The following is a 24,056-nucleotide window of genomic DNA, read 5'->3' as shown; positions in this document are numbered from 1 at the left end:
ATCTCACCGTTTTCAATATATTTAGAAATAACAGGGCCATAGAATGCGCTACGGATGTAATTACCTGCAAACGCTATTGGTATACCATGTTCTGCACAGGAAATGTGATCAAATTCTACTGAAATCTGTGGGCGTTCTTCTTTGAAATGATAGATGATATCTTTTACAAGGGTTGTGGATAAAATTTTTTTAGAAAGAGCTTTTGCAATAGAACGAATAACTGCTACATCACTGCCCTTAATCACAATCTCTATTTCATTATTAATATCACCTGTGCTCTGAGTAAATAATAACGATGCATTGTGAGGTACCTTTATAGTCGATTGCAGTGAATTAATATATACTGGCTCATTAAGTGTAAAGATAAAATCAGCATGTGATGGCTCAATACGTGTTGATATATCTGCAATAAATGGTAATGCCTTACATTGGTCCTCAATAATCGTTGCAGCTACAGTTGTTGCCTCAAGCGAGCTTCCAGAAGGTAATTCAAGCCTTGCAAATACTTTATTTTGCTGACTAAACGAAAACTGTTCAAAGTGAAGATGGCTGGCAGGAATGATTGTACTGATGGCAAAACCAACAAAACATAGTAATAATGTTTTTTTATGTGAAAAGGCATGTTGAACTACTGCTGTATAATAATATTTAATATGTACTTTTTTATACTGTACGATGAAGTTTCTTAAATATTTATTTTTTTGAATATACTCTGGTATAGAGAAATATAATATGGATATAATCTGAACGGGTATAACATGAATTGGAATTGAAATGCCGTGAACGAGCAACCATGGGACAAATATGATAGCAACAATAAATGAAGCTAGAATTCCTGCAATAACAACTCCTGAAAGTTCTATGTATGTAGCAGTGTTCTTTTGCTTTAATAAAATGAATGGGATAAACACAACAATTGTTGTAAGACTTGAAGCAAGCAGTGCTTTTGAAATTTCTTCTGTTGATTGCACGACCGTTGGGATATTAATATTTTTGGTTTTATTTGTTATGTGTTCTATTGTTATTATGCTGTTATCTACAACCATACCAATAGCAATGGCAATCCCTGATAGAGTAATAATGTTGAGCGAAGAGTTTTTTGCATAAAGATATATACCAATACCCATAAGACAAAAAGGTATGGCAATAATAGCAGGGAATGATAGACGAAGACTTTTTAAAAATGCTGATAGTATAATTATTGTTAGTATAGTTCCTAAAATACAACTTACATACAGGTTACGTAATACCTTTTGTATTTCATTTGCTTCGTTGTAGATGATAGTACATTGTACATCAGGAAGATATATAGAATGTATTAATGATTCTACATTATGTGATAGTGTCAAAGGGTTAGCAATGGATGATTTATATATGTAGAGTGAAATATGCTCACTCCCATTGTATCGTGTAATTGATTCTTTTTGCGAAGCGTAATTATTAATGGTACCAAAATGTGACAGAAGAATGGTGGTCTGGGATTGTGGAATTAAAATTGGCAGAGATGAAATATCGTTAATGGAAGAAAATTTGCTATTTAATATTATTGTATAGTCATGTGATGTAGTATGGAGCATACCAATCGATGATATAAAATTGTTGTTCTGGATAGCATTAACTATTTGCTCTAACGAGATAGAGTGAGCTAGCATATAATTGTTGTCGCAAGTGATATTAATCTCACGTTTGGCTCCGCCTGCTATTTCAATTCGTGATATGCCATCAATGTGTTCTATTTGCTTTTTTATATTTTTTTCAGCAATCTCACGCAGTTGATTGAGTGAATAGTTATTGCTTGAAAGACTTACAATTATAGCAGGTGAGTACTCATTGCTGTGCAAATATACTTCTGGTTCATTCACATCGCGTGGGAAAGATGCACGAACAGGTTCAATTTTCTCACGTACCTCATAAGCTTTAAACCCGATATCAACATCGTACTCAAAGTAGATATAAATACGGGATTGATTGTCCTCACTTGAGGATATGATCTGTTCTATACCGCCAATAGTGCTAACAGCGTTTTCAATTGGTTTAGTTATGATTTCTTCAATTTTATAAGGTGATTGCCCGGGGTAACGGATAACAATGGAAATCCCCTTTGTATCCAAATCAGGGAAAAGTGCAGAAGGAATCCGGCTATACGAAAATATTCCTAACCCTATAATACCAATTAGTATAAATAATGTTGTTAGTTTTCGTGAAACAAATAGTTCAATAGTCTTCATTTTTTTCTTAGCAACCACACTAATAGTATAGAGGGGTATACGACCATTATGAATAATGTTCCGATAATCATTCCTCCTATGATTGAAATAGCTAAAGGAGATTGAAGATCTGATCCTTGCTGAAGACCTAAAGCCAGAGGAAGCAATCCGCATAGTGTAGTAAGCGATGTCATACTAATTGACAAAAACCGCGAATTACATGCTGCAATAATGAATTCTATAATTGGTTCAGAATGTTGATATTTCTTAATCACAGTGTCAGTAAGCAATATGACATTATTGACAATGGTACCAATGAGAATAACTGAACCCATTAGCGACATTATATTCAAAGAATTGTTTGTAATAAACAAAAAGATAGAAGAACCACACAATGATATGGGTATTGTAGACATTATAAGCATGGGAATTGAAAGTGATTCAAACTGTGAAGCAATAATCATAAAAATCAAAACTATAGACAGAATAAGTATTGCGATAAGATCATGTATGGATTCTTGTGTTTCTTTTATATCAGGGGAAATATTCAATGAAACTGATGAATTTTTTAATGTATTTTCCCATCGACTTTTGATACTTTTAATAATTGAAGAGTATGAATAGCCGTCATCAACAAATACATAAAACGCAATATAGTGTTGCTGATCCTTACGCGTAATTGATGAATATCCAGATTGCTGTTTTACATCTGCTATTTCTTTCAGTGGTATGAACGAATTTTGCGTATGTAATAATATAGCATTAATATCGTCTATACTATCTCTAAAAGGTGCATCAAATCGAACAGTTACATCAAATTCATTGTCATGCTCAAAGTATTTGCCAGCGGTGCTACCGTAAAAAGCAGTATGGAGCGTAGAGGCAACATCAAGGAGGCTTAGCCCAAACGAAGTTAATTTTTCTTTGTCAGGATGAATAGCTATTTCTGGTTTACCTTTTTTTACATCAACAATAATATCCTTAACTCCTGGTATAACTTTGTTATGCTCTAGAAATGTCTGGATTGCTTGTTCGATTTCTGAAAGTGATTGTCCGGTACACTCAAATATAATATTACCCATTGAAAGAGGTAAAACTTGCAAAAGCTCTGGATTTTGTGTATTGTAATCAATTTTTATACTGGATGAATGGTGTAGATTTTTACGTAACCATTTAATTGCATCATCAGCATCGCTATCTATGGTTACTGCTATTTCACCAATATTGGTATTTTTTTCTTTGCCAAAGTACTCGGTATGGTCATGTGGATTATATCCGGCATTTATTAGCCTTTTTTTGACAGCAGGATTTTTTGAAAGCAGTGAATCAATTAATAAACAAAAATCTACAGTGTGTGATAATGGGGTACCGCGGGGCATTTCTATTCTGATAAGAAATTGTTTTTGAGTGGTGTGAGGCATCAGACTTTTATCTAGAAACAACAGTGATAAACATCCAAAGGTTAGAATAATGATAGTAGTTATTTTTGTAACTTTTAATGATGGTAGAATCTTTTGTACTATTTGAATATAGTTTTTGTTTATTTCATCAATATGTGTATGGAGCTTATGTGAAAGTTTGTAAAACAGTTTAGAAGCTTTAGTGTTAGTACTGTTAATTTTGAAATTATGTAAAAGTATAAAAATTGCAGGTATAAGCATAATTGAAACCAGCAAAGATGCTATTAAGGCAACAGTTACTGTTATGGCAAGTTGTGTAAACAATGCACCAGCAATACCTTTGATTAAGATGAGAGGTAAAAATATTACTACACTTGTCAACGTTGATGTGACTAGGGACGGGGATACAGAAACTATTGCCTCCTGTATACGTTGTGTAAAACTATAGTTATGATTCTTGGTTTGGTTAATTGTTTCTAGAATAACGATACCACAGTCGATCAGCATACCGACACAAAGCGTCATGCCACCTAATGACATCATGTTAATGGATATGCCATATAAATTAAGGAAAAGTAACGTAATACATAATGAAACAGGTATTGCAATGATTATGACAAATGAAGATATTAGATTTTGCAAAAAAAACAAGAGCACAATAAATGCTATTACTGATCCCTGCAATGCAGATGAAATAACATTATAAATTGCCTGTTTTATGTATTCAGAGCCGTCGTAAAATACCTGGCATTGCAAATGAGTATACTTTGAGTTAATGTGTTGTACTAGTTGTAATGCTTTAGTGCACACCTTTACAGTGTTTTTGCCGGATTCTTTAATAATTGAAAGGTTAATGCAATCATGTCCATTGATGAATGATTGACTTGTTACTTCCTTGTAGCCATCAATAACCTTTGCTATATGTTTTAGGAAAATGGGTTTGCCTTCTTTGGTAGTCTTAACTCTCACGCTTTCAATATCAGATAGGTTTTTAAATTCACCTACGGTACGAATGATAAGTTCTTTGTCACCTGCGATAATTGTTCCTGCGGGATAATTGTAGTGAGATATCTGAATGGCATTAACAATGTCCTGAAGATTTACATTGTATGCATGCATAGTGTCTCTATTTACAAGTACTTCTATTTGGCGTACTTTACCACCAGAAACTTTTGCATTGCCAATACCGTCAATACGTTCAAACAGGGGTACAATGTTTTTTTCAACTTCATAGCGCAATGCTTTGCTATCGAGTTGTGAAGAGGTAATGGCAATATTCATAACTGGAAGTGCATTTGGATCAAAGCGCGTTACAATTGGTTTATATACATCCTGCGGCAACATTCCTCTTGTAAGGTCAACTTTTTCACGTGTTTTAAGTAATGCAAAGTCGATATTAATTCCCCATTGGAGTGTTGCAACTACCAAACTAGCCCCTTCAATGGATTCTGAGCGGATGCGCGTTATACCGGGGACACTGTTGACAGCTTCTTCAATAGGTTTTGTTATGAGTTGTTCAACTTCAGAAGGAGAAGCACCTGGATAGAGGGTTATAACTGATATTTCAGGATATTCTATTGGTGGCAAAAGATCCATTTGTAAGTTGAACAATGAAATAACACCGAAAAGGCACAGTGCGCTAAATACCATTATCACAGCAACTGGACGATGAACAGTAAACGAAGCAAACATGAAGCCCCTTTAATAATTCAAAAAAAGTGTAAATGGTGTTAACATGTAGTTGTTGAAGTTATCTTTTATTCCATCAGGTCCATGGGTTATGGAGATTTTGTAGTACATTGATTGGTTCTTTTCAAGATCAAACAAGTAGATATCGAGTGCATTGGACTTGTTTTGTGGTTTGCTTATCTTCCATATTTTTGGACTTGTTATTACATTACCAGCCTGCACGGTAAAGGATACATTCTGTAAAGAAGAAATTAGGTTTATACCAATTGAATCAAGAGTGTTGTTCTTGTTATTAAATACTATTCTCAAAATGTAAATGGTTTTAGGTAAACCATTAATTTGTTTTTCAAAATAGTAAGGTGGTGCTGAGTTAATGATATCATCGTTTTCAAGGATTCGTATAGGGCCTTGTTCATCAGGACCTTCTCCACTACATGGCATCTGGTAAAGGTATTTTACTGGATTTCCATAAGGTTGTATTTCTATTGGCAATGAGTTTTCACCGTTAATAAAAAAAAGAAAACTGTAATCCCTATCGAGCGCATTACCGGCAATATCCTTTGCCTGTCTTGAAATGCTTATGGTATATTGTTGCTGAAGAGCAAATTGCTCTGAAGGGATTAACTGTAAATTTTTATCGGTAACCCATTTAATTGTATATTCAACAAAAGGAGATATGCTGATACTTTTTTGCGTATCAAGTCTCTGCATAGCTTTTGAAAATGTAATAGAAAGATTTGCATATTTATCTACTCCGCTGTTTAGGGTGAAGGGAATAAGTCGTAATGTTGAGTTTGCATGTAAAGCAAATACACCTACCTGGGAATCGGGTGGGTTAGTTGCATCGGGATTCAGTGTTGGATTGACAAAGTCAGTTCCTGCCTTAAATATGCTTATTGTTCTTTCAAGAAGATGGTTGTCTGCTATATCACATATTTCATTTGAAAGTGTAAGCGTATACAGTATACCGTGAATATAGGGATCATAGGGAGTAAAAGTACAAATGGTGCCATCGTTGCTTAATGTAATGTTGCCACTTACATAAGGGCTTAATGAAAATCCACGATATAATGATTCAAGGCGCACTGGCTCAGAAAATGTTACAACAATGGGTGTGGTAAGATTATCAACTAATGAGCCATCTGGTGGATTGATTGAAATAACAACTGGTCTAATTAAATCAGATCCAACTGAAAAAGAAGATGAAGCATCATTAGTTAAATTATTTCCATTTTTATCTTCAGCACTTGATCTAACTTTTATGGTGTAGACGGTTGCATCTCTACAATCTTCTATTAGATCATAATAAAGTCTGTTTTTTTCCCATCTGAAATGCCCTTTTAATTGATGAACGCCTTCTATAATAAAAGCTTCCTCAGTTTTGGGTTTGTCCATCTCTTCGGAAAATTCCACAAATATTATAGGGCGATGCTGTATTATTGTTGAACCATTGGCCGGTTCAATTCGTTTAATAGTAGGAGGTTCTAAATCAACAAAGTAATTACAGCTGATAACAAATAATAAAGTTGATACAATCATAGTAATTACTTTCATAGAAATCACCCTATTTTTATAAGACATTGTGAAAATTACACAATTAATCCTGTGGTTCAAAGTAAAAGATATAATTCATATTTTCCTTTAACGGTATTCCTGTGTATGCAGTAATACCACTATCACCACCTTTAACTGTCAGCTTATAGACATTGCCTCCTTCGATTGCTGCGATAGTAAGTGTAAGTATGCGTGATGATCCCCATTGGAAAGAGCGAATATTTCCGCTCATTTCAGGTTGTTCTCCATGTAGATATTCTATCCTAACATTGTCAGGTACTGAATTCCTCAATATGTCCATAGAAAATGTGATGGTGAAAGTATAACTATTGTTTTGCACAGTAAGCTCTTGGCCTAAATTATTTATTTGACTATATGGTCCCAATTGAACTTGCCCGTTTACTGTTTCATTGCAGACTACATGAATGATTTCTGGACGTTGTGACAGTGGACCATTGGTAATGAAGTATATACAACGATTGTCTGACAGAAAGTTGCCTGCTTTGTCTTTTAAACTGGTAGTGAGTAAAAGTTCATACTGTGTATTGGGTTGCAAACTCTGAGCAAAGCGAATGGTACAACTGGTGTATAATGTGTTCCATAATGGCTGCCAGGAGACTGCTGGATTTATAATGAGAGCATTTAAAAGGGTTGACTCATCAACTGGTTCGCTAAATTGAAGAATAAGCTCATCGTTTATATTTGCACCTTCAAATATAGTAAAATTTAAAGCTTGTGCCATATTTTCTGCAATTGATGTGGTGTAGATTCCTGTAATTTGTGGACGCACATACTCGGTACCAGTTTTAAAACGAAATTCATACTGGTTGAGGATGCTGTTACCAGCAATGTCTGTACAATTGGTTGGTATGGTTATTGAATACCATGTATTAAATAGTAATGGTTCGTGAGGATACAGTATGAGTGTTGTGAATTGGTTATCCCACAAAACGGTATAACCAAAAGCAGGTGAAATGCGAATATTTTTTTGTACTGACTGTATATTCATTGGTTCGGAAAAATGTATTGTTATTATAGCATTCAAAGGGATGTTCAGTGCGCCATCCTGTGGTGAGGAATTTGTGACTGAAGGGTTGGTATAATCAAAGCCAGCGTAAAAACGTGATAGGTGCTGAGTGACTAAAGTGTTGTTATGTGTGTCACAGGCTGTTTTATCTACAATAATGCGATAGTAACCAGGGATTAGCTCTTTTTCGGGGATAAAAGTCATTATCTGGTTACTATCGCTCCATTCAAACTTTCCATTGATGTGGATTGATTCGGTTTCGCCGTACATTAGTGAAAATGCTTTTTGCGTGATGTCTTTGTTCATTGTTTTAGAGAAAGTTATTTGTATTGAAGTACTAGTGGGGGCAGATGTTCCATTGCCAGGAATATACGATACAATCCTGGGTGGAGTAATATCGTACCCGCATGAAAAAAAGATCATCAGTGTTAGCATTACCACGTACACATTAGCTTTCATTATTCCCTCCACTACGCTGCGATTGCATTGAGATAGGCTTAACTTTGGCTTTATCGTACAAAAGCTTGATGTGTGAGATAGCTATCATATCACCAGCGGACAACCCGGTTTTAACAAGAGCATATTGTTCATTGATATGCTCCAGTATTGTGATTGGTGTTTCAAACGCCATAGTATTCCTGATGCAAAATACGGCTGGCTTTTCACCTTCTTTGATTGATGAAAGAGGGATAAGAATAGCATCAGGTATGGCTCCTATATTGATAGAAGCACGAGCAAACATACCGGGTTTAAGCTCATTTGAGGAATTTGAGCAAAGAATCTTTACTTCTGCAGTTCTGCTAGAAGGATCAATTATTGGACTAATTAAAAATACCCTGCCATGTATCTTTTTACTTCCAAGTGCATCGATAGCTAGTTCAACATTTTGTCCTTGTTTTATCATAGGGAGGTCTTTTTCGTTCATCTGCACAATACAGTAAACCTGTGCAGTGTTGATAATAACAAAGAGATTGGTATCTTCACTCACCTTTTCACCAATATCTATTGAACGTATTGCAACGATACCATTAATTGGAGAAACGATAGTTGCTTCTTTTATATTGGTTTTGATTATCTCTATTTGAGTAGTAACCTGCTGTACCTGACTTTTTGCAGCGTCACACTCTGCTTGTTCAATTGCGGTATTGATCTTTATTAACAATTTATTTTTTTCTTCATCACTAGAAGGAATTACAAACCCCGCTTTTTTAATATCGCTATCGCGATACCCAACAACAAGCGTTTCGTAATCTTTTCTGGCCTGTAAAAATTGAGTCTTTACAGTATGGTAGTTTGTTTTAAGAGAGTTTAATTCAGTTTGGGTAATGCCACCTGCTTTAAAAAGCTGTTCTTTCTTCTTTAACACATCTTCAGTGTTTTTTAATGTCACGTATTTATCAGTAAGCTCTAATTTAGCTTTTACAATTGCCTTCAAACGTTGCTCAACAGTACGCTGTGACTGAATGAGCTTTTCTTCAGCAAGCCTGTGGTTTGCTTTTGCCTTTTCAAGTTCTGCCTGTGCTTCCATTAGCTGAAGCTCAAGAGGATAGGTTTCAATTTTTGCAAGTATCTGCCCCTTTTTGACAATGGTGCCCTGCTCGGTGTAGATTTTTTCAATCCTTCCAAATACTTTTGATGATATAATGGCTTTGTCTTTATATTGAATGCTTCCAACAGCAGGTAAGATTTTAGTAATTGTTTGAGGAGTTATAGTCATCGTTTCTATCTCAATAATGGGTTGAGTATCGGGGACATTGGTTTTTTTTATGAAAAGTGAAATAATGCCATACACTATCGATAAAACCATGCAGAGTAGGACTCCAAACAAAACTTTTTTCTTATGAGTTAATAACATATATAACATTCTCATTATTGAACACCCTTAAAAAAAGATTCCTGTGGGACTCCAACAGCATTTTCTAGTAAAGCTATGGCAATAAAGACATCAGTAATTGTAGATTGTAGTTGCAATCGTGCCTGTGAAAGCTCTAAAAGTGTTTTTAATACATCATAGCGAGTGATATCACCAAGCCGTACACGTTCATTTTCAATAGTTGCTTGTTTTTCAAGTAGCAATACTTGTTGCTTTGCTATCTCTACTTTTTTTGTTGATTCTATTAAACTATCGTAGGTCTTTGAAACATCGCTAGCTATGGACCGCTTGAGTTGTTCGTAGGTTTGTATTGCCTGTGTATATGCAGCTTCAGAATCAACTATGTTACGTAAAAAATCAGGTGCATCATATACCTGCAATGAGGCATTGCTATCGGAAGTGGTTGTATTGCCATTATCCTTTTTTCCGTAACTATTGCCTGCATTTACTGTATTCCCAAAAATGGTGCTTGTAACTGAAATGCCAACATTCCAGGTTTGTTTATTCATAGGGAATTGTTCACCAGTATAACCATAGCTTGCAAAGATTTGAATTTTTGGCATATAGTAGTAGCGTGCTAACTCATATTCTTTTTGTGTTTTAATTACTGCATAGTGACTTTTTTTCAATTCATTGCGTTGTTGTAAAGCTAAAGCAATGAGGTGCTCTTTTGTTGGCAAAGATTTGTCGTGAAATTCTTCAAACTGGGGGGCCTCAACGTCAATGCGGGATGGTTCAATATTAAGAAATGTTGCAAAATCACTAAGTGCATTAGCATAATCGTTTTGAGCGGATATGATGTTATACTGAGCTTCTGCAATCTTGCCATCTACCTGTATGCGCTCTAATTCGGTTGCCATGCCCAATTTTTGTTGAGCAGTGATAATCTGCTTTTGTAATAAAAAGCTATCTAATAGCATAGTATAGATTTCTATTGCCTTTTTCTTTTTTTGAAGGTCAAAATATCCTTTTTTGGTGTTGAGAATAATAGTGTTTTTTTCTATATTATATTCTTCTAGTGCAAGTAATGATTCCAATTCGGAGATTGAATACGCTATGAGGGCTTTTCTGCTGGTAAAGATGTCATACTGCGCAGTACAGAGTAATGATTGATTCCGTGTGTCCTGCTCTCGTATTGCTACGTTGTCCATTTTTGTATATTGTACAGTAATGGAGGGGAGCAGTTCACGCAACCGCTCATGAATGATAAGCCGTGTGGATTGTACTCTTGCTTTTAATGAAGTTAATGTTATGCTGTTTTTAAGTGCATACTCAATAGCAGTTTTAAGTGTAAATGGTTCTTGCCCTGATGCTATATTTGCTGTAATGACTATTGTGTATATAATACATATTCCCCGTTTCATTTTTTCTGCACCATATCATCAATTTTTTGAGCAATAGTCTGGGCTACTTTTGTTTGGTCATCACTCCGTCGTATATCAAAGCTTTGTGAACTGAGCTGTATGGTAGCAACATGTCCTGATGAATCCTGAATTGTTGCATAGAGTAAAAGATTCTGGACAGGGCTCAAAATATCGCCTGTGCTTGTAATAAAAACGTCAACTACGAGCGTATAACGGTAATTAGATTGGTGAAGAGATTGTGAAAAATATGAAGCGGCTTTGAAGCTGTTTTTTTGAAGGTAAAATACTATATTTGAAGCTAATGCATCTTTTATGTCGGTGTATGCCTGATGATGAATTCGAACGTCATTTATGTAAATTGAATCATTTAAAATCTTGCCTGTCGATACTGTCTGAACATTGAGCCCTTTACATGATATTACAGTGCACAGCATAACACATGCAATTCTTAAAATCTGCATATTATTCCTCCATTGGAAATTCTTTATCAAAAGCAGTAATTGCTTTTACCATAATAGTATGCTTTGATGATCGATCAGCCAAACCAATATCAGAGTAGATTGTGGCAAGCTGTTTATGGATCAGCATAAGGAAGTAATAATTAGCAAAGGCTTTGTAGAAGCTGATAATAGCTTCGTCATATTCTTTTTCTGCATAGTGTATGCTTCCAAGCATATATGATGCTGCTGGGTCGTAAGGGGAGTGTTCAAGTGCCTTTTGAAGAAGTGTTTTTGCATCTTTAAATTTGTTTTGACGCATCTGCCAACGGGCATACAGTGTGTACCCCTGTGTACTTTCGGTGAGTGAAATATATTGTTGTATTGTATCCTCAAAGTTTGGGTGATTTGTAAAAAAATATATTTTTGAAAGCAAAAGTAGTGCTTCAGGGTTTTTGGCTTCTTTTATGGATTGAAGACATAGTTCCTTTGCAATTGAAAAATTTTTTTCCAAATACTGTGTTAAAGCTTTATTATATAATTCCTGGGATTTTTGTATGTTGGAACATGATAATAAAAAGATACTTATGATTATTATACATGGAAATTTCATTGCACCACCTTCAATTGATTAAAAAGTGTAGATACTGCTAATTGGATGAGTTCCTTTTTATGAAGATGTATGTTCTCATCGTTGTAGTATTTGCTAAAGTTATCTGTTATTAAAATTGTGGGACTATCCTTTATCCACCTCTTTAGTTTTTTTGAATATGAATAATCATAGGTGACTGTTTTATGGAGTGTAGGTTCCTGAATGAGGTTTTTGTTCTTTAGAAGGTCAAATGATGTTATGGTTACATCACCCTGCCATATAATTATTTGATTAACAGATATACACACACTTATTGAAACTATGTAATAATATATCTGGTGCTGGGCTTGATTGTTATCGATAACCTGTTCAAAAGAAATAATTTCAGTTTGCTTGTTGAGCTGAATATGTTCAACAATGCATATTGCATCATAGCTTGTAACAGAATTTTCCTCTTTGAAAAGATCATCGCTATTGTCCTGCTGAACAATTAAAAATCCATTTCTAAGTAACGCTTTTTGAATTGCCTGATTCCATAATAGAAGTGTATCGTCAGGTTGACTTTCCCTGGTTGCATATTGAATTAATATTTTTTTTACATTGTTTGGTAATGGATAGTGGGTTACTATATCAATACTATGTAGTTTATTATAATCTGGAATACCGTGCGAACCCTTGATAATTACCTGTTGTGGTTTGGGCTCGATATGAGCACTAACACAGGAAAATAATAATGCACAAATAAATAATAATGAAATACTAAGTAATATAAATTTAGTTATTATTTCGCTGGGCATAGGTCCTCCTTTTGTATTTATGTATTAATACGCTTGTGAAGGAAAATTTTTAAAAAATTTTTTTGTATGTATTTTCAATTCTATAAACTATATATCCTGCATTAAATATTTTTTGATTTCCTGGTACAATACATCCGTAATATTTATATAAACCACTTTTCCAATACGATATTTCTATAAAAATGAAATAATAATATGCTTCTGTTAAAAAAATTCAATATAGCTGGTGATTTTATTTTTTAATAACTCATAGTTTTTACTTCATTGAAAAAGTATGAAGTATGCATTTACCACCCTTACCCACATTCACATATTTATATCATGAATACCTGACGAACAACCTGGTTTTGGTAAGGATTCATGAGTAAAATGAACTATTAAAAATTTTTACAATTGAATTAGTTTTGTATAATAATTAGTTGTAAATAGTAAAAATATTACAGTAAAAAGTCAATATATTTTCTATTATAAAATAAAAAAATACTTGACATTAATAATATTATTTACATTTAATTAATACATATATTAGTATATAAAAAATATAGAGTGTAGTTTTACGCCCTATCATTGAGATTTGATAATAATTTGGGGAAATCGTATATATAAAGCAGTGTTTAATTTTAAAGATATTGCGTGAAAGCGTTGAGGGATAGATGGTATTGTTGTATTCAAAATATTTTTTCTTTGCTTTTAAAAGATTGCTGATCCTTATTGCTATATGTATATCGATACACAATTCGTATGCATCATCCTGGAATTATTTAAAAAAACTTAATAGTAGAGAGCTTTATGTAATTCCAGTGGATAATAAAATTAAGAGTGCAATTGTATATTCTGGCGTTGCTACTAGCATATGTAATAGTTATGTACCGCTCTTATCAGGTATGGATGCAAAAAACAAAACTTTAAAAGAAATCCAATCACCAAGGGTGTGTAATAGAGAAAATATCATATATTCCAGAAAGTATCAATGTAATGATATAAAGTATTGCATTGCAAGGGCAACGCAGAAAGCGCTTGTGGTATTACAAAAAAGTAAAAAGTCAATAGCGCTGGAAGAAGAGGCTATGCTGCCGCATCATTGTTCTTTTATAAAACTCAGTAGTATGGCTTTTAGCGTTGATGTGTGCAGTATATGTGTGTATGCAGTACTACATAAGAAAGAATCGAGTGTTGGTAGCACAGTTTATAACCTGATTTTGTTGGTATCAGTGGCATGTGCATCACTGATGTTTTTTAATGGTGTTTCCTATTGCTATGAGCGTTTTTATTATCGTCAACGTGAGGCCTATCCCCAAAGGTATATTCCTTCAATAACATCACTTATATCCAGTTTCTTATTATTCTATACGCATAGCGAGAAAAGCCGCTATTCCCCTAAACTGAAATATTACCTGTATAATTTATATCTCACGGAGAATAAACAAATACAAATAAAGCTGGTAACGGTTTTGACGCTGCTACAGGTTTTTTTGGCAGTTACTATCGCCCACACAAATCCCGCACATAGTATTACCATTATACCCACAATGGAGGTTTTATGAAACGTGTAGTAGTGAGCATTGCATTTATTTTAGTTTCTACACTTACATTTGCAAACATAATCCCATTTGAAAGCAGTAGACAAAAAGAAACACTTTCGCGGGCACTTGAATCGGCGCTGGCTGAAAGGGATAAAATTGCCTTTACGCTTAAGGCCAGTCAAGCTGCGGGACTTGCGTATACATTGTGGGAAAAGGAGGCATTGTTTGGATTTGTACAGACAGGAGATGAAACAGATGAGGGGGTTTATGAATTACAGCAGCGTGCAAAGCATACTATTGAACAGATGTTGATAGAGGCAGAGGGACGTTTTGAAGCACGGTGTGCTGAGATAGTAATGCCAAAGTATGCAAAGGAAGAGCTTTTAGAAAAAATACAAATGATGAAAGCATTGAATGCGCCGCAGAACATGGTTGATGCTTATCGTGCATGGAATGAAGCAGTGGGGGGTTATGTAGAGGATTTGCTTGCAAGTGTTGGTATTGAACTTGGTAGACAGCGTGAGGATGCAATAGCAGATATTGGTGAAACAATAGAATCATACAGGGATGGCTTTATAAAAGAGATAGATGCCCGTATTGCCAGGTTAAAGAAAGAAGCTCAGAGAGAAATAGAGTTGTACTACATCGGTGCACGTAATGCATATATGGCCAAAAATTATACAGACACAAAGAGCTTGCGGCGTGAAAGCGAGCAGCAATCAGCAGAGTCAATAACTCAGGATATTTTGAGTAAGACCCAAGACACCGCTGATGCGCTTGCAAAGCAGGTAGAGGAAAAATTAGTCTATGTAGTGAACGGGGTAAGTATACCACAAACAGATGATATAGAACAGCTGATACAGGCGGGGATTTATGCATGGAAAGCTGCCGAGGATAAGCTTATTGCTAAACGCTTTGAATGGGAAAGAGCTGCGTTGACCAATTATGAATCTACAAATGCTGCATGGGAAAATGCCTTTAATATTCTTAGACAAAAGCAGAGTGAATGGTACCTGAGCATACAGCGCCAGATACGTCAAGGAATAATAAACTGGGAAGAAACATTTTTACAGACCGACAGAGATTTTGCCGGTGGTTTGAAATTGCTTGATGAAACAATTCAGACTGAAATTGAGCGATTTGACGATTACTCAGCATCAATTCGCGATTTAATAGTGACGGGCTCAACATCGCTTAAAATGGCGTATGACAATATTGGGTGGTTGCGTGAGTATTCGCAAACGCTTGGCAGCGACAGCAATCTATTACAGATAAAACAGGCAGTTGATGAACAGTTACAAAACTGGAGAGATAGTATTTTACGATATAACCAGCTGGTGGCACGCCTGGCATTGCAGTATCATGAGCAGGACATGTGGGCAATGCAAAAATTATTTGTACAGGGTGAGTTTGTAAAGCAATATTGTGATGAATCGTACGAATTGGCAGGATACGAAGATATTTTTAAAACATTATATATTGCTGTACGCAAAGGCAATATCGGCAATAGTATACAGGGAGTCAATGCCTTCCAGTTTACAGAGCAATTATGCCAGGAAATTGTAACTATACAGTTTGTATATTTGCTTTCGGAAAGATTTGTTCCATTTGATGAGGCGTTTGGGCAACTGGTAAACCGTTACGGTAGTGGTGTTGTGAAGTATAGGAGTAAACTTGCTGCTGTGTACAATGATTACGTTGTTGCAAGTATAAGCTATGTGAATGGACAATTACTAGCAAAAAAAGAAAGTAGCGGATGGATTGCGGCACGACTTGATAATTTCAGGCAGTATGTGCTAAAGCATGATGGAAGCTTTGAAGCTCTTTTTGGGTACACTACTGGTGGCAGTGGTTTGCTTGCCGACAACCGATACGATGAGACAGGTAATCCACTGTATCAATTTTACTGGTATCAGGATACGCAGGGAATAGTGCTTATTGATGGTAATTATCCTGTGACGCATGATCCGTACTTGATGACACAGACAGAATTTGAACTGGAAAAAGAAAAATGTACGCTTGCCTACTGGGAAGAACGCTATCAGCGCGCAAAGAAGCTGTACGAATATGCGTATAATGAAGCTTCAAGGCCTGATGCTCAAACACAGAAGAAACAGTTACAACAGGCAATTGATGCATATAATAAAGCAAAAGAGGATTATTACAATGCACTTAGTCGTTTGAAGGGGAAATATAAGGATACTCTTATTGCTTCACAGCAGGATGTTGATGAAAAGCAAAAATTTTTGGAAGAGATGCGCCTTGCATACTATGCTGCTCAGATGCGGTATCAGGAAGTAGTTGAACTATCGCTGTACTATACAAATCCGCTTTCATGTGATATGGCAATACAGATGGTGCAGGGAGCAGCAAGTACAATTATCCAAATAAAAAACAGGATTCAAGATAAAGAAAAAAAGCTGTTCTCAGCAAAACTTGATTATTTTAAAGCACTGATACTTAGCCAGCGTCATCGTCAGACTGCGGAATATGCTTTGCGTATAGAAAAGGCAGTCCGTGCACTTGCAGGCAATGGAGAAATACCAGGATTTGGGGGTGCATATAATACGTGGGATACAATAGTAAAAACAAATAACATTGATGGTGTAATTGCTGCAATAGAAGAAAATGCTGATGCAGTGTTTGTGAAAATAGAAGAACTATTTGAGGAAAATCCGGAGGATGAGGACATTGGATTTTTAACACAGGGATTAAAGCGGCGTGAAGAGGCAAAATTACTATACGTAGATGCAGTAGAAGTATATAATCAGTGGAAACTTTTAAATTCTGAAGCAGATGTACAAAAGAAATCTCGTGATGCAGCAATGTATATATTGAATGGTATGATGGTAAATGCTGAGAATGATACTTATTCTACTGAGATAACATGGCAGAAGATACAGGAACAGATTGAGTACCTGTTATCTGAGGATAGTATCGTATGTGAAAGTGCTGTTAACTTGCTTATACGGTATTCAGCAGGTTTACTGCAGATAGACACAATACGTGATATTCTTTCAGAGTATACAGGGCTTAATGGTGATGAAATAAAGGAAAGCATTGAAGCGGTGCTTTTAACTAATATCCTCATGAAGAGGTATGGCATTGATACCATAGAAGATACTCAAAGTGGGTTGATATATAAACCATGTGCACAGCTTTATGAAATCTATGAAGAAATAATAGATAAACAGCACACCAAGGCAGCTGCCAACCTACAGAGGGCTGTTGCAACGCTAGGACAGACTATTACCGAGTTGTATGAGATAACCCATGCAGTTGCAAAGTATTGTTTAAAAGATATGAGGAATGAAAATCTACAAACCTCGCCGTATACAAAAGACAATATACTGCAAGCTGCTACAATTGCAGAAAAAGAGGCCAGTGGAGGCTATTTTGACACAACTCAGGCAACGCTTACTATGGTAAAGAAGATTCTTGAGGGATATCGCCAGAGACTGCAACAACAAGAAGGACAGGATGGGGAGGGGGAAAATGGTCAGACAGTTAATGGCGATAGTCTATATAAAAATATATATGCATTGTGCAAAGATAAAATTGTGAATGGGAGCAGTGATGAAGGATTACAGTATGCATACATGTTTACAGTGTTATTGAGTATGGAAGAAAACCTTTGCACTGTGAAAAATGTTGATGAACTTAACAGTGTTTTAGAAAATATTGAGAGTTTGATACAGGATCTAAACGTTGTGAAGGATTTGTATACATCAGAGGTGAGTGAATGTAAAAGTGAAACAGATTTCAATAGTCTAATAAAAAAATACAATACAATTGTAGATACAGGGAAAGATAGCAATGGCAATGAGCTTACCGAAGAACAGAAGAATATAGCAAAGATTAAATTTACGGCACTTATTCATCCAGAGGTATTCGACATAGTGCGTCCTGTTGATGCAAAACAAAGACATGCATTTGTGAAAGAAGAATATGCTCGTTATGTGGAAAAATATTACAAGAGTTCCCTTGAATATGCACGCAGGGTTAAGGAAGAAGGGTGGATGGGCACCCTTGCACGGATTTTTGGTTTAAATAGTTCAGATAGTGTATCTGTTGAACTTCAAAATCCAAAGACTGTAGCTACACTTTTAGAGTATGGGAAGAAGGCTGAAAGCTATATACAGACACATGAGTTTGGGAAATTACCTGTGGAATTGCGCCAGGCTTTGCTTAGCATAGTTGACCGTTATCACGCATTGCTTGCAAAGCGTACACTGTATGAAAACATATATACATCAGAGGATGACGCTCGTACTGCCTACCAGCAGGCCGAAATGATATACAGCAAGCTTGCACAACTGCAGGATAAATATGGAAAGCTTATTCAACTTAAAAGGAGCATGTACAGTGATGATAGGGATAATAGTTATACACAGCAGCGTTATGCGTATAACAGTGTTGTACCGCGAGGCACCTGGCCTGCATACACTGATGCAATGATAACAACTTTAAAAGAGTGCGAAGCTATTTACAATGAAATAAAGGCACATATTGAAAATTCTGCATTTCACACCATTCAGGCAAATATCCTTACTCAGCTTTCAAAACTTGAAAAGATACGCAGTGAATATGAACTGGTGGATTACAGTGGACGATTTCTGGTAGATAGCATTGGTGCATATGGTACACTTGATGAGTACTGCCAGCGTTTGCGCGGGCAGGGGAAAACTGAAGAATTTGTTATAAAAGTGAAGAGTGAAATTGAAAAACAACTGGCAAAGCGTGGAATAGTTGATCAATTGACGCACAACGAGGTGAAACCCGATGAAGTACAACAAGGACCTGATGATAACCTATGGATACTTGCTGCCTATTATGAAGGAATTAAAAATAGTATTGGTGATATAGAGAATTTTAATGCATTTGCGTATTCAAATGATTTTATTTTGTATGCACTGGGTTTGCATTTCCAAAATTATGTATATGATTCACTCAAAAGCGGTGAATTGCCAACATTAGAAGCACTCCTTGGCTATATTGATGATAGCGAGTTTGTTGCGGGCAGATTTGGGCAGCTTGTTCAATACAAACGGGATGAAGTAAGGGAGTATTTTAAAAAACATTATAATGAACTCCAGGCTATATATTATGAAACTCTCACCAATTCATTGATTGCACAAGCGTACAAAATAGACAAAGTTCAGCAATTTACGGCATCAAGTGAACGGGATATTTTGGCACACTTTGTTGCATACTGTATTGAACTGGCTGATAGTAGTGGAACAATTAGCGAAGATTTTACACAGGTGTTTGGCAATATAGAAGAAGGAAATTTTATGGCTTCAGGGTTTACCAGTCTTACACAGTATGGTGATGATGACAATCAACACTACTTTAAAACCCACTATGATGTTTTCCATACACTATTTGTCTGGTTACAAAAGGATACCGCTGCGCTATCGCTTGCATGGCTGCCGCAAGGGGTACGTGAATATGCACTACAACGGGAATACTACCTCCAACGCAAAGGAGGAATGATTGTTGATTCAGTAGAAAAGCTTTTTGCATATTATGGAGTGGATGCTGAAAATGAAGTAATGGTTTCAAGTGTTGAAAGTTTTGTGCATCTTACTAATATTGCCATGGAGTATGATGGCACTACGCCGCTAAAGGAGTATTGCGATGAACACAGAATCACCCTGGAAAAAGAAAGAAATTATATTATCATGGCAACCATGTATCCTGAGCTTGCTGATCCGGTAAATTTGATAGTAAGCGATAGCCAGGTGCCACTGGTATTTACAGGATTACAGTTGCAGTATTCAACCGAAGAACTTTTTGAAACCATTGGTAAAGATGATGAAAATGGCCTGCAGTCATTACTGGCACTATGCATATATGCAGCACAGCGCGATAAAACAATAGCAGGCGAGGTATATCAGTTTATTTTAGCTACAAGGCCAATATTTTCACACTTTAGGGACTATCTCCCAAGTATAAAATACTACTATGAGGACTATGTCTCTGATGAAAATTCATTAAGCCCGTTTAAGGATTTCATTGTTAATGATGTGGATAAGTTGAAAAACCGAAAACTTGAAAAAGGTGAAAATACAGGAAATTATAAGTACTATGATGATGCAAATCAAAATGGAACACATGATGAAGGTGAAAAATATTTGGCTGATTTTCTGGAAGAGTACAGATCAAAGGGGTTTGGACTTGCTATTGAAAACAGGCAGTCAAGGGGAATAGATGATATAGTGACTGATGCTGGCAATATAATGGGATATTTTACAGGAGATATCAAAAGTTACTTTAATGCAATACTTGAAGAAGCTACCAACTTGCAGGTACAGTTTGACCTCCTGGTTAAGGTGGCACAGATGGCAGTTGAAGAGTCAAGTGGGTTTGTGCTTACGGGTGATGATGACAGGGCAGTAGACATGTCGTTTATAAGGGATTATGCCAGGTTTATGGATGAAATAGCCCTTATTACAGAACAGGGTGGCCAAAGCAATGAGGAAGGGAGTAATAACGGTGAAAACAATAATGGGGAAAGGCTTCCCTTTACGGCCATACAGCAATATCTTTCAACTGTTATTAGAGGTGGTAGTGATGTCAGAGTTGAAGAGCTTGTTGATAACATGCGTGATAGGGAAGCAAATATGGAGAGAGCACTCATTGATGCGTACAAAAATATTGAAAAAATGGGGAAAATCCTTGAAAACGCTAACCTGGCAGGGTATTTAAAGAGTGTGTATTTTACCAATGCAGAAAGTAACTATGTAAGTAAAAAAGTGCGCTTTGAAGAAGCACAGAAAAACTTTAACAATGCATTGAATGCATATAACAAAGCGCAGAATGAATATATCAGACAGCTTGAAATTATCAGCATTCTGTATAATAGGCTTGAGGAGGCACGCAAATTAAAAGAAGATGAAGAATTGCTCTATGCATACGCTTCAACACCGTATCTTTTTAATAGTCAGACCAATGCTGAAGGAGGCGATGAAGGAATAAGCAAACTAAAAGCTGATGCACGGCAACAGTATGAACTAGCACAAAAGTACCGTGATGAGGTACAACAAAAGATTCAAAACTTGCAAAAGCGGGTTGATGAAGTAAAGAAGCAGAATGTAGAAAACGATCAGCAGTATATACAGCTACAAGATGAGATCAGGGGAAAAGCACAACGGGCATACCGCATGGAAAAACTGGCCATGTGCATGCAACAAGAAATTAAGAAGCTAAGTGTAGCCTATGAAGAGGCAAAGGCACAGTATGAAACAACAAAGGATGCATTTTTGCAGGTAACTGACAAAGAATATGAAGATGAACGTAACAGGCTTGTTGACAGAATGATAGATGATGGTTTTGTAAATGGCGTGACTAATGTAGCAGGGTTTAATAGAATTTTTACACAGTCTACATTGTTGCACCATTTGCAAACGGCAGCATATTACTATAATGAGCACCACTCATGGTATGGTGTAAGTGAGCGTATCCTCAATGTAAAACCGTATTTTGGCTCGATGCCAGAAGGGAATGAGATTGAAGGGATGGACTCACCCTTATATGAGTATCTTTTAATGGTGCAAAAAAATGATAAGAAAGTTACTGGGAATCATTACATACAGCAATATTTTAATGAATTTCTAAGAGCGCGCAATTATGAAAATAAGTATGATAATTTAATGGTCAATTATCTTGGTACGTATCAAACCATATATAAACCCAGTAAAAAGATGTATGATTATTTATACAATAAAACGATTAAAGTTTTAGGGAAAAAAGTACATCCACTGCGAAACATTGCAAAATCATATTATAAAATAGTATTAAAACCTATAGTATTGATGCTTGATTTACTGTACAAACCAATAATAGAAGCAGAACAAAATATTAAAACACATGACAACAATGCAAAAGCAGCATTACGAAACATCCATTCCACACTGACAAAGCTTCAGGCACAAAAGATTGTTATGTTGCAAGCAAAAGCTTCACTTGCCAGATATGCAGAAATTGCATCAGTTGATGGTGAAGTAAATACCGGTGTATTTGTGTATTACAATCCAAAAACAAGGCAGAAAGTTGTGGTGCAAAAGCCAACGCTAAAAATGGCATTGCAAGAGATAGCTAAAAATTATGGTGTAGCACTGAAGGAAAGTGATCTGGAATACATGGTGGTACAGGAAAAAGGTGGTGACTATGTAAATGTAACACAGTTTACAAACAAGGTAAATAAGACCGATGAAAATGGCTATGAAACTGATGAATTGATACAAGTATACCATGCAGGCACGGTAAGCCAGACGTATGCTACCATAATGAATCAGCAGCGGCGAAGCTGTCTTGCCCGTTACATAAATTATACAAAAAGCATGTATACCGGGAAAGGTTACGATAGGGTAGTTATTGACAGAGCAGTGGAAAAAGAGCTTTTTGGACAATTTGCACAATATGAGCAATCAGCATTGCAAATAGGTGCTGAATCAAAGGGAACTGTACGGGCAATGATAGCATACATGGGGTACCTTGAAGGTATACCGGTTGATGTGATTAATGAGCTTGATGCAATGATGGATAGCAATAGTCAGGATGAGATTCGCTCAAAATTTATGGAGTATGTGAAGCAGTATGAAGGAATAAATGACCGGGAGCTTAAGCAAAGGCGGGATCTGCAGGTGTATCAGTGGCAACTTACAAAGAAGCTGTTGCAGGACAAAAAGGATGATTGGGATAGAATGACGGGCCGAATCTTTGAACGGGGGCTGCGGCAGTGGGATATGATGTTGCAGGCATTTGCAAACCGATGGAAGAACTGGCAGAGCGATACTAAAGAAAAGATAGTGGTCGCAAACAGACAGTGGGACCAGCAGATGAAACAGCTTGAGCAGGCAAAGCTACAGTGGTTTGCCGATGTGCAGAAAAACATGAGCGCAAAGGAATTGCATTCACGTCTTAGTACTATGGAGGTGACTCTTAATCAGTTACTATCGCACATGAAAGAAAAGTATGGTGGTGCAATTGCAACAATTGATGTGCACGCAATGCTACTTGACTTGCTTAAGGAGCAGCCCGAGCTTTTAAGCGATGAGGTAATGGCGCTGACAAAAACAAAGGTAAATTTTGGATTAACTAAGCTTACCACACGCAAATATAATAGAGCGGTACTAAATGAGGCAAAGCAGCTTGCAGAGGATTTTGCACAGGCCCAGCAAAAGATACAGAACATACAGATGTTCAAGGCTCTCACGGAACTATTGAAGCGCTGCAGACAGCAGATTGAAGCAGCAAATGAGCAGGCACGGAATGCAGCAGAGCAGTTTGTAAGCGCCTATGATTTTAATATACGTGGCGATACCTACCGGCGCAGGTTGCCTGCAAGTAATAAAGAACAGGTACTACAGGCGTACAGACCGTTTGTATATGAGGATGAACTGATACTGGGCACACACAGCATACCGGCTGTGATGGAGAAGTACCAAAGCTATGATGGGATACATTTTGCTGGGACAATGAATGCAATGCTGACAGAAGCACAGATGCGGATGGGAATGCTATTTAAGCCTGATGAGCAATGGGGGTTTACCTACTATGTTGGGGAATTTGGCAAGATAGAGTATGAT

At 36.3% G+C, this 24,056-nt stretch carries 11 protein-coding genes; 3 read left to right on the top strand and 8 right to left on the bottom strand.

What is annotated here, in order from left to right:
• The first annotated feature begins 804 nt into the window (after positions 1-804).
• On the top strand, positions 805-1,107 hold the full coding sequence (locus N3F66_05625; GenBank protein MCX8123629.1) for a hypothetical protein: 303 nt from the start codon (positions 805-807) through the stop codon (positions 1,105-1,107).
• Positions 1,108-2,224: 1,117 nt separating this feature from the next.
• On the opposite strand, the gene N3F66_05620 is transcribed toward N3F66_05625, so the two are convergent.
• The 8 genes from N3F66_05620 to N3F66_05585 form a co-directional block, all read right to left on the bottom strand.
• Positions 2,225-5,299 (bottom strand): efflux RND transporter permease subunit, encoded by a 3,075-nt coding sequence (locus tag N3F66_05620; protein ID MCX8123628.1) that lies wholly within the window; start codon positions 5,297-5,299, stop codon positions 2,225-2,227.
• Between the two features lie 9 nt (positions 5,300-5,308).
• Positions 5,309-6,850 (bottom strand): Ig-like domain-containing protein, encoded by a 1,542-nt coding sequence (locus N3F66_05615; GenBank protein ID MCX8123627.1) that lies wholly within the window; start codon positions 6,848-6,850, stop codon positions 5,309-5,311.
• Positions 6,851-6,893: 43 nt separating this feature from the next.
• Positions 6,894-8,336, bottom strand: a complete 1,443-nt coding sequence (locus N3F66_05610) for an Ig-like domain-containing protein (GenBank protein MCX8123626.1) — start codon at positions 8,334-8,336, stop codon at positions 6,894-6,896.
• Positions 8,326-9,684 (bottom strand): efflux RND transporter periplasmic adaptor subunit, encoded by a 1,359-nt coding sequence (locus N3F66_05605; protein MCX8123625.1) that lies wholly within the window; start codon positions 9,682-9,684, stop codon positions 8,326-8,328. Before N3F66_05605 ends, N3F66_05610 begins: the two co-directional genes overlap by 11 nt.
• A 62-nt stretch (positions 9,685-9,746) precedes the next feature.
• Positions 9,747-11,114 carry a TolC family protein gene (locus N3F66_05600; GenBank protein ID MCX8123624.1) on the bottom strand — a complete coding sequence of 456 codons (1,368 nt, stop codon included), beginning with the start codon at positions 11,112-11,114 and terminating at the stop codon, positions 9,747-9,749.
• Entirely contained in the window at positions 11,111-11,575 is a 465-nt protein-coding gene (locus N3F66_05595; protein ID MCX8123623.1) for a hypothetical protein, read from the bottom strand. The genes N3F66_05600 and N3F66_05595 overlap by 4 nt, the downstream gene beginning before the upstream one ends.
• 1 nt (position 11,576) lies before the next feature.
• Positions 11,577-12,164: a tetratricopeptide repeat protein gene (locus N3F66_05590; GenBank protein ID MCX8123622.1), complete on the bottom strand. Its 588-nt coding sequence runs from the start codon at positions 12,162-12,164 to the stop codon at positions 11,577-11,579.
• On the bottom strand, positions 12,161-12,940 hold the full coding sequence (locus N3F66_05585) for a hypothetical protein (GenBank protein MCX8123621.1): 780 nt from the start codon (positions 12,938-12,940) through the stop codon (positions 12,161-12,163). Before N3F66_05585 ends, N3F66_05590 begins: the two co-directional genes overlap by 4 nt.
• A gap of 800 nt (positions 12,941-13,740) precedes the next feature.
• Between N3F66_05585 and N3F66_05580 the strand changes: the two genes are divergently transcribed.
• Together N3F66_05580 and N3F66_05575 are read left to right on the top strand one after the other, a co-directional pair.
• On the top strand, positions 13,741-14,484 hold the full coding sequence (locus N3F66_05580) for a hypothetical protein (protein MCX8123620.1): 744 nt from the start codon (positions 13,741-13,743) through the stop codon (positions 14,482-14,484).
• Positions 14,481-24,056 (top strand): hypothetical protein (locus N3F66_05575; protein MCX8123619.1); only part of this gene is annotated, 9,576 nt, incomplete at its 3' end. The genes N3F66_05580 and N3F66_05575, both read left to right, overlap by 4 nt.

The sequence above is a fragment of the Spirochaetota bacterium genome, from assembly GCA_026414805.1.
GTDB lineage: Bacteria > Spirochaetota > UBA4802 > UBA4802 > UB4802 > UBA4802.
The sequence above is the reverse complement of the archived record's forward strand: the minus strand, read 5'-3'. Positions and strand labels throughout refer to the sequence as shown.

Excerpts from the sequence above, each read along its gene's own strand:
- N3F66_05625 (MCX8123629.1), top strand. The coding sequence starts at position 805 with ATGATAGCAACAATAAATGAAGCTAGAATTCCTGCAATAACAACTCCT.
- N3F66_05620 (MCX8123628.1), bottom strand. The coding sequence starts at position 5,299 with ATGTTTGCTTCGTTTACTGTTCATCGTCCAGTTGCTGTGATAATGGTA.
- N3F66_05615 (MCX8123627.1), bottom strand. The coding sequence starts at position 6,850 with ATGAAAGTAATTACTATGATTGTATCAACTTTATTATTTGTTATCAGC.
- N3F66_05610 (MCX8123626.1), bottom strand. The coding sequence starts at position 8,336 with ATGAAAGCTAATGTGTACGTGGTAATGCTAACACTGATGATCTTTTTT.
- N3F66_05605 (MCX8123625.1), bottom strand. The coding sequence starts at position 9,684 with ATGGTTTTATCGATAGTGTATGGCATTATTTCACTTTTCATAAAAAAA.
- N3F66_05600 (MCX8123624.1), bottom strand. The coding sequence starts at position 11,114 with ATGAAACGGGGAATATGTATTATATACACAATAGTCATTACAGCAAAT.
- N3F66_05595 (MCX8123623.1), bottom strand. The coding sequence starts at position 11,575 with ATGCAGATTTTAAGAATTGCATGTGTTATGCTGTGCACTGTAATATCA.
- N3F66_05590 (MCX8123622.1), bottom strand. The coding sequence starts at position 12,164 with ATGAAATTTCCATGTATAATAATCATAAGTATCTTTTTATTATCATGT.
- N3F66_05585 (MCX8123621.1), bottom strand. The coding sequence starts at position 12,940 with ATGCCCAGCGAAATAATAACTAAATTTATATTACTTAGTATTTCATTA.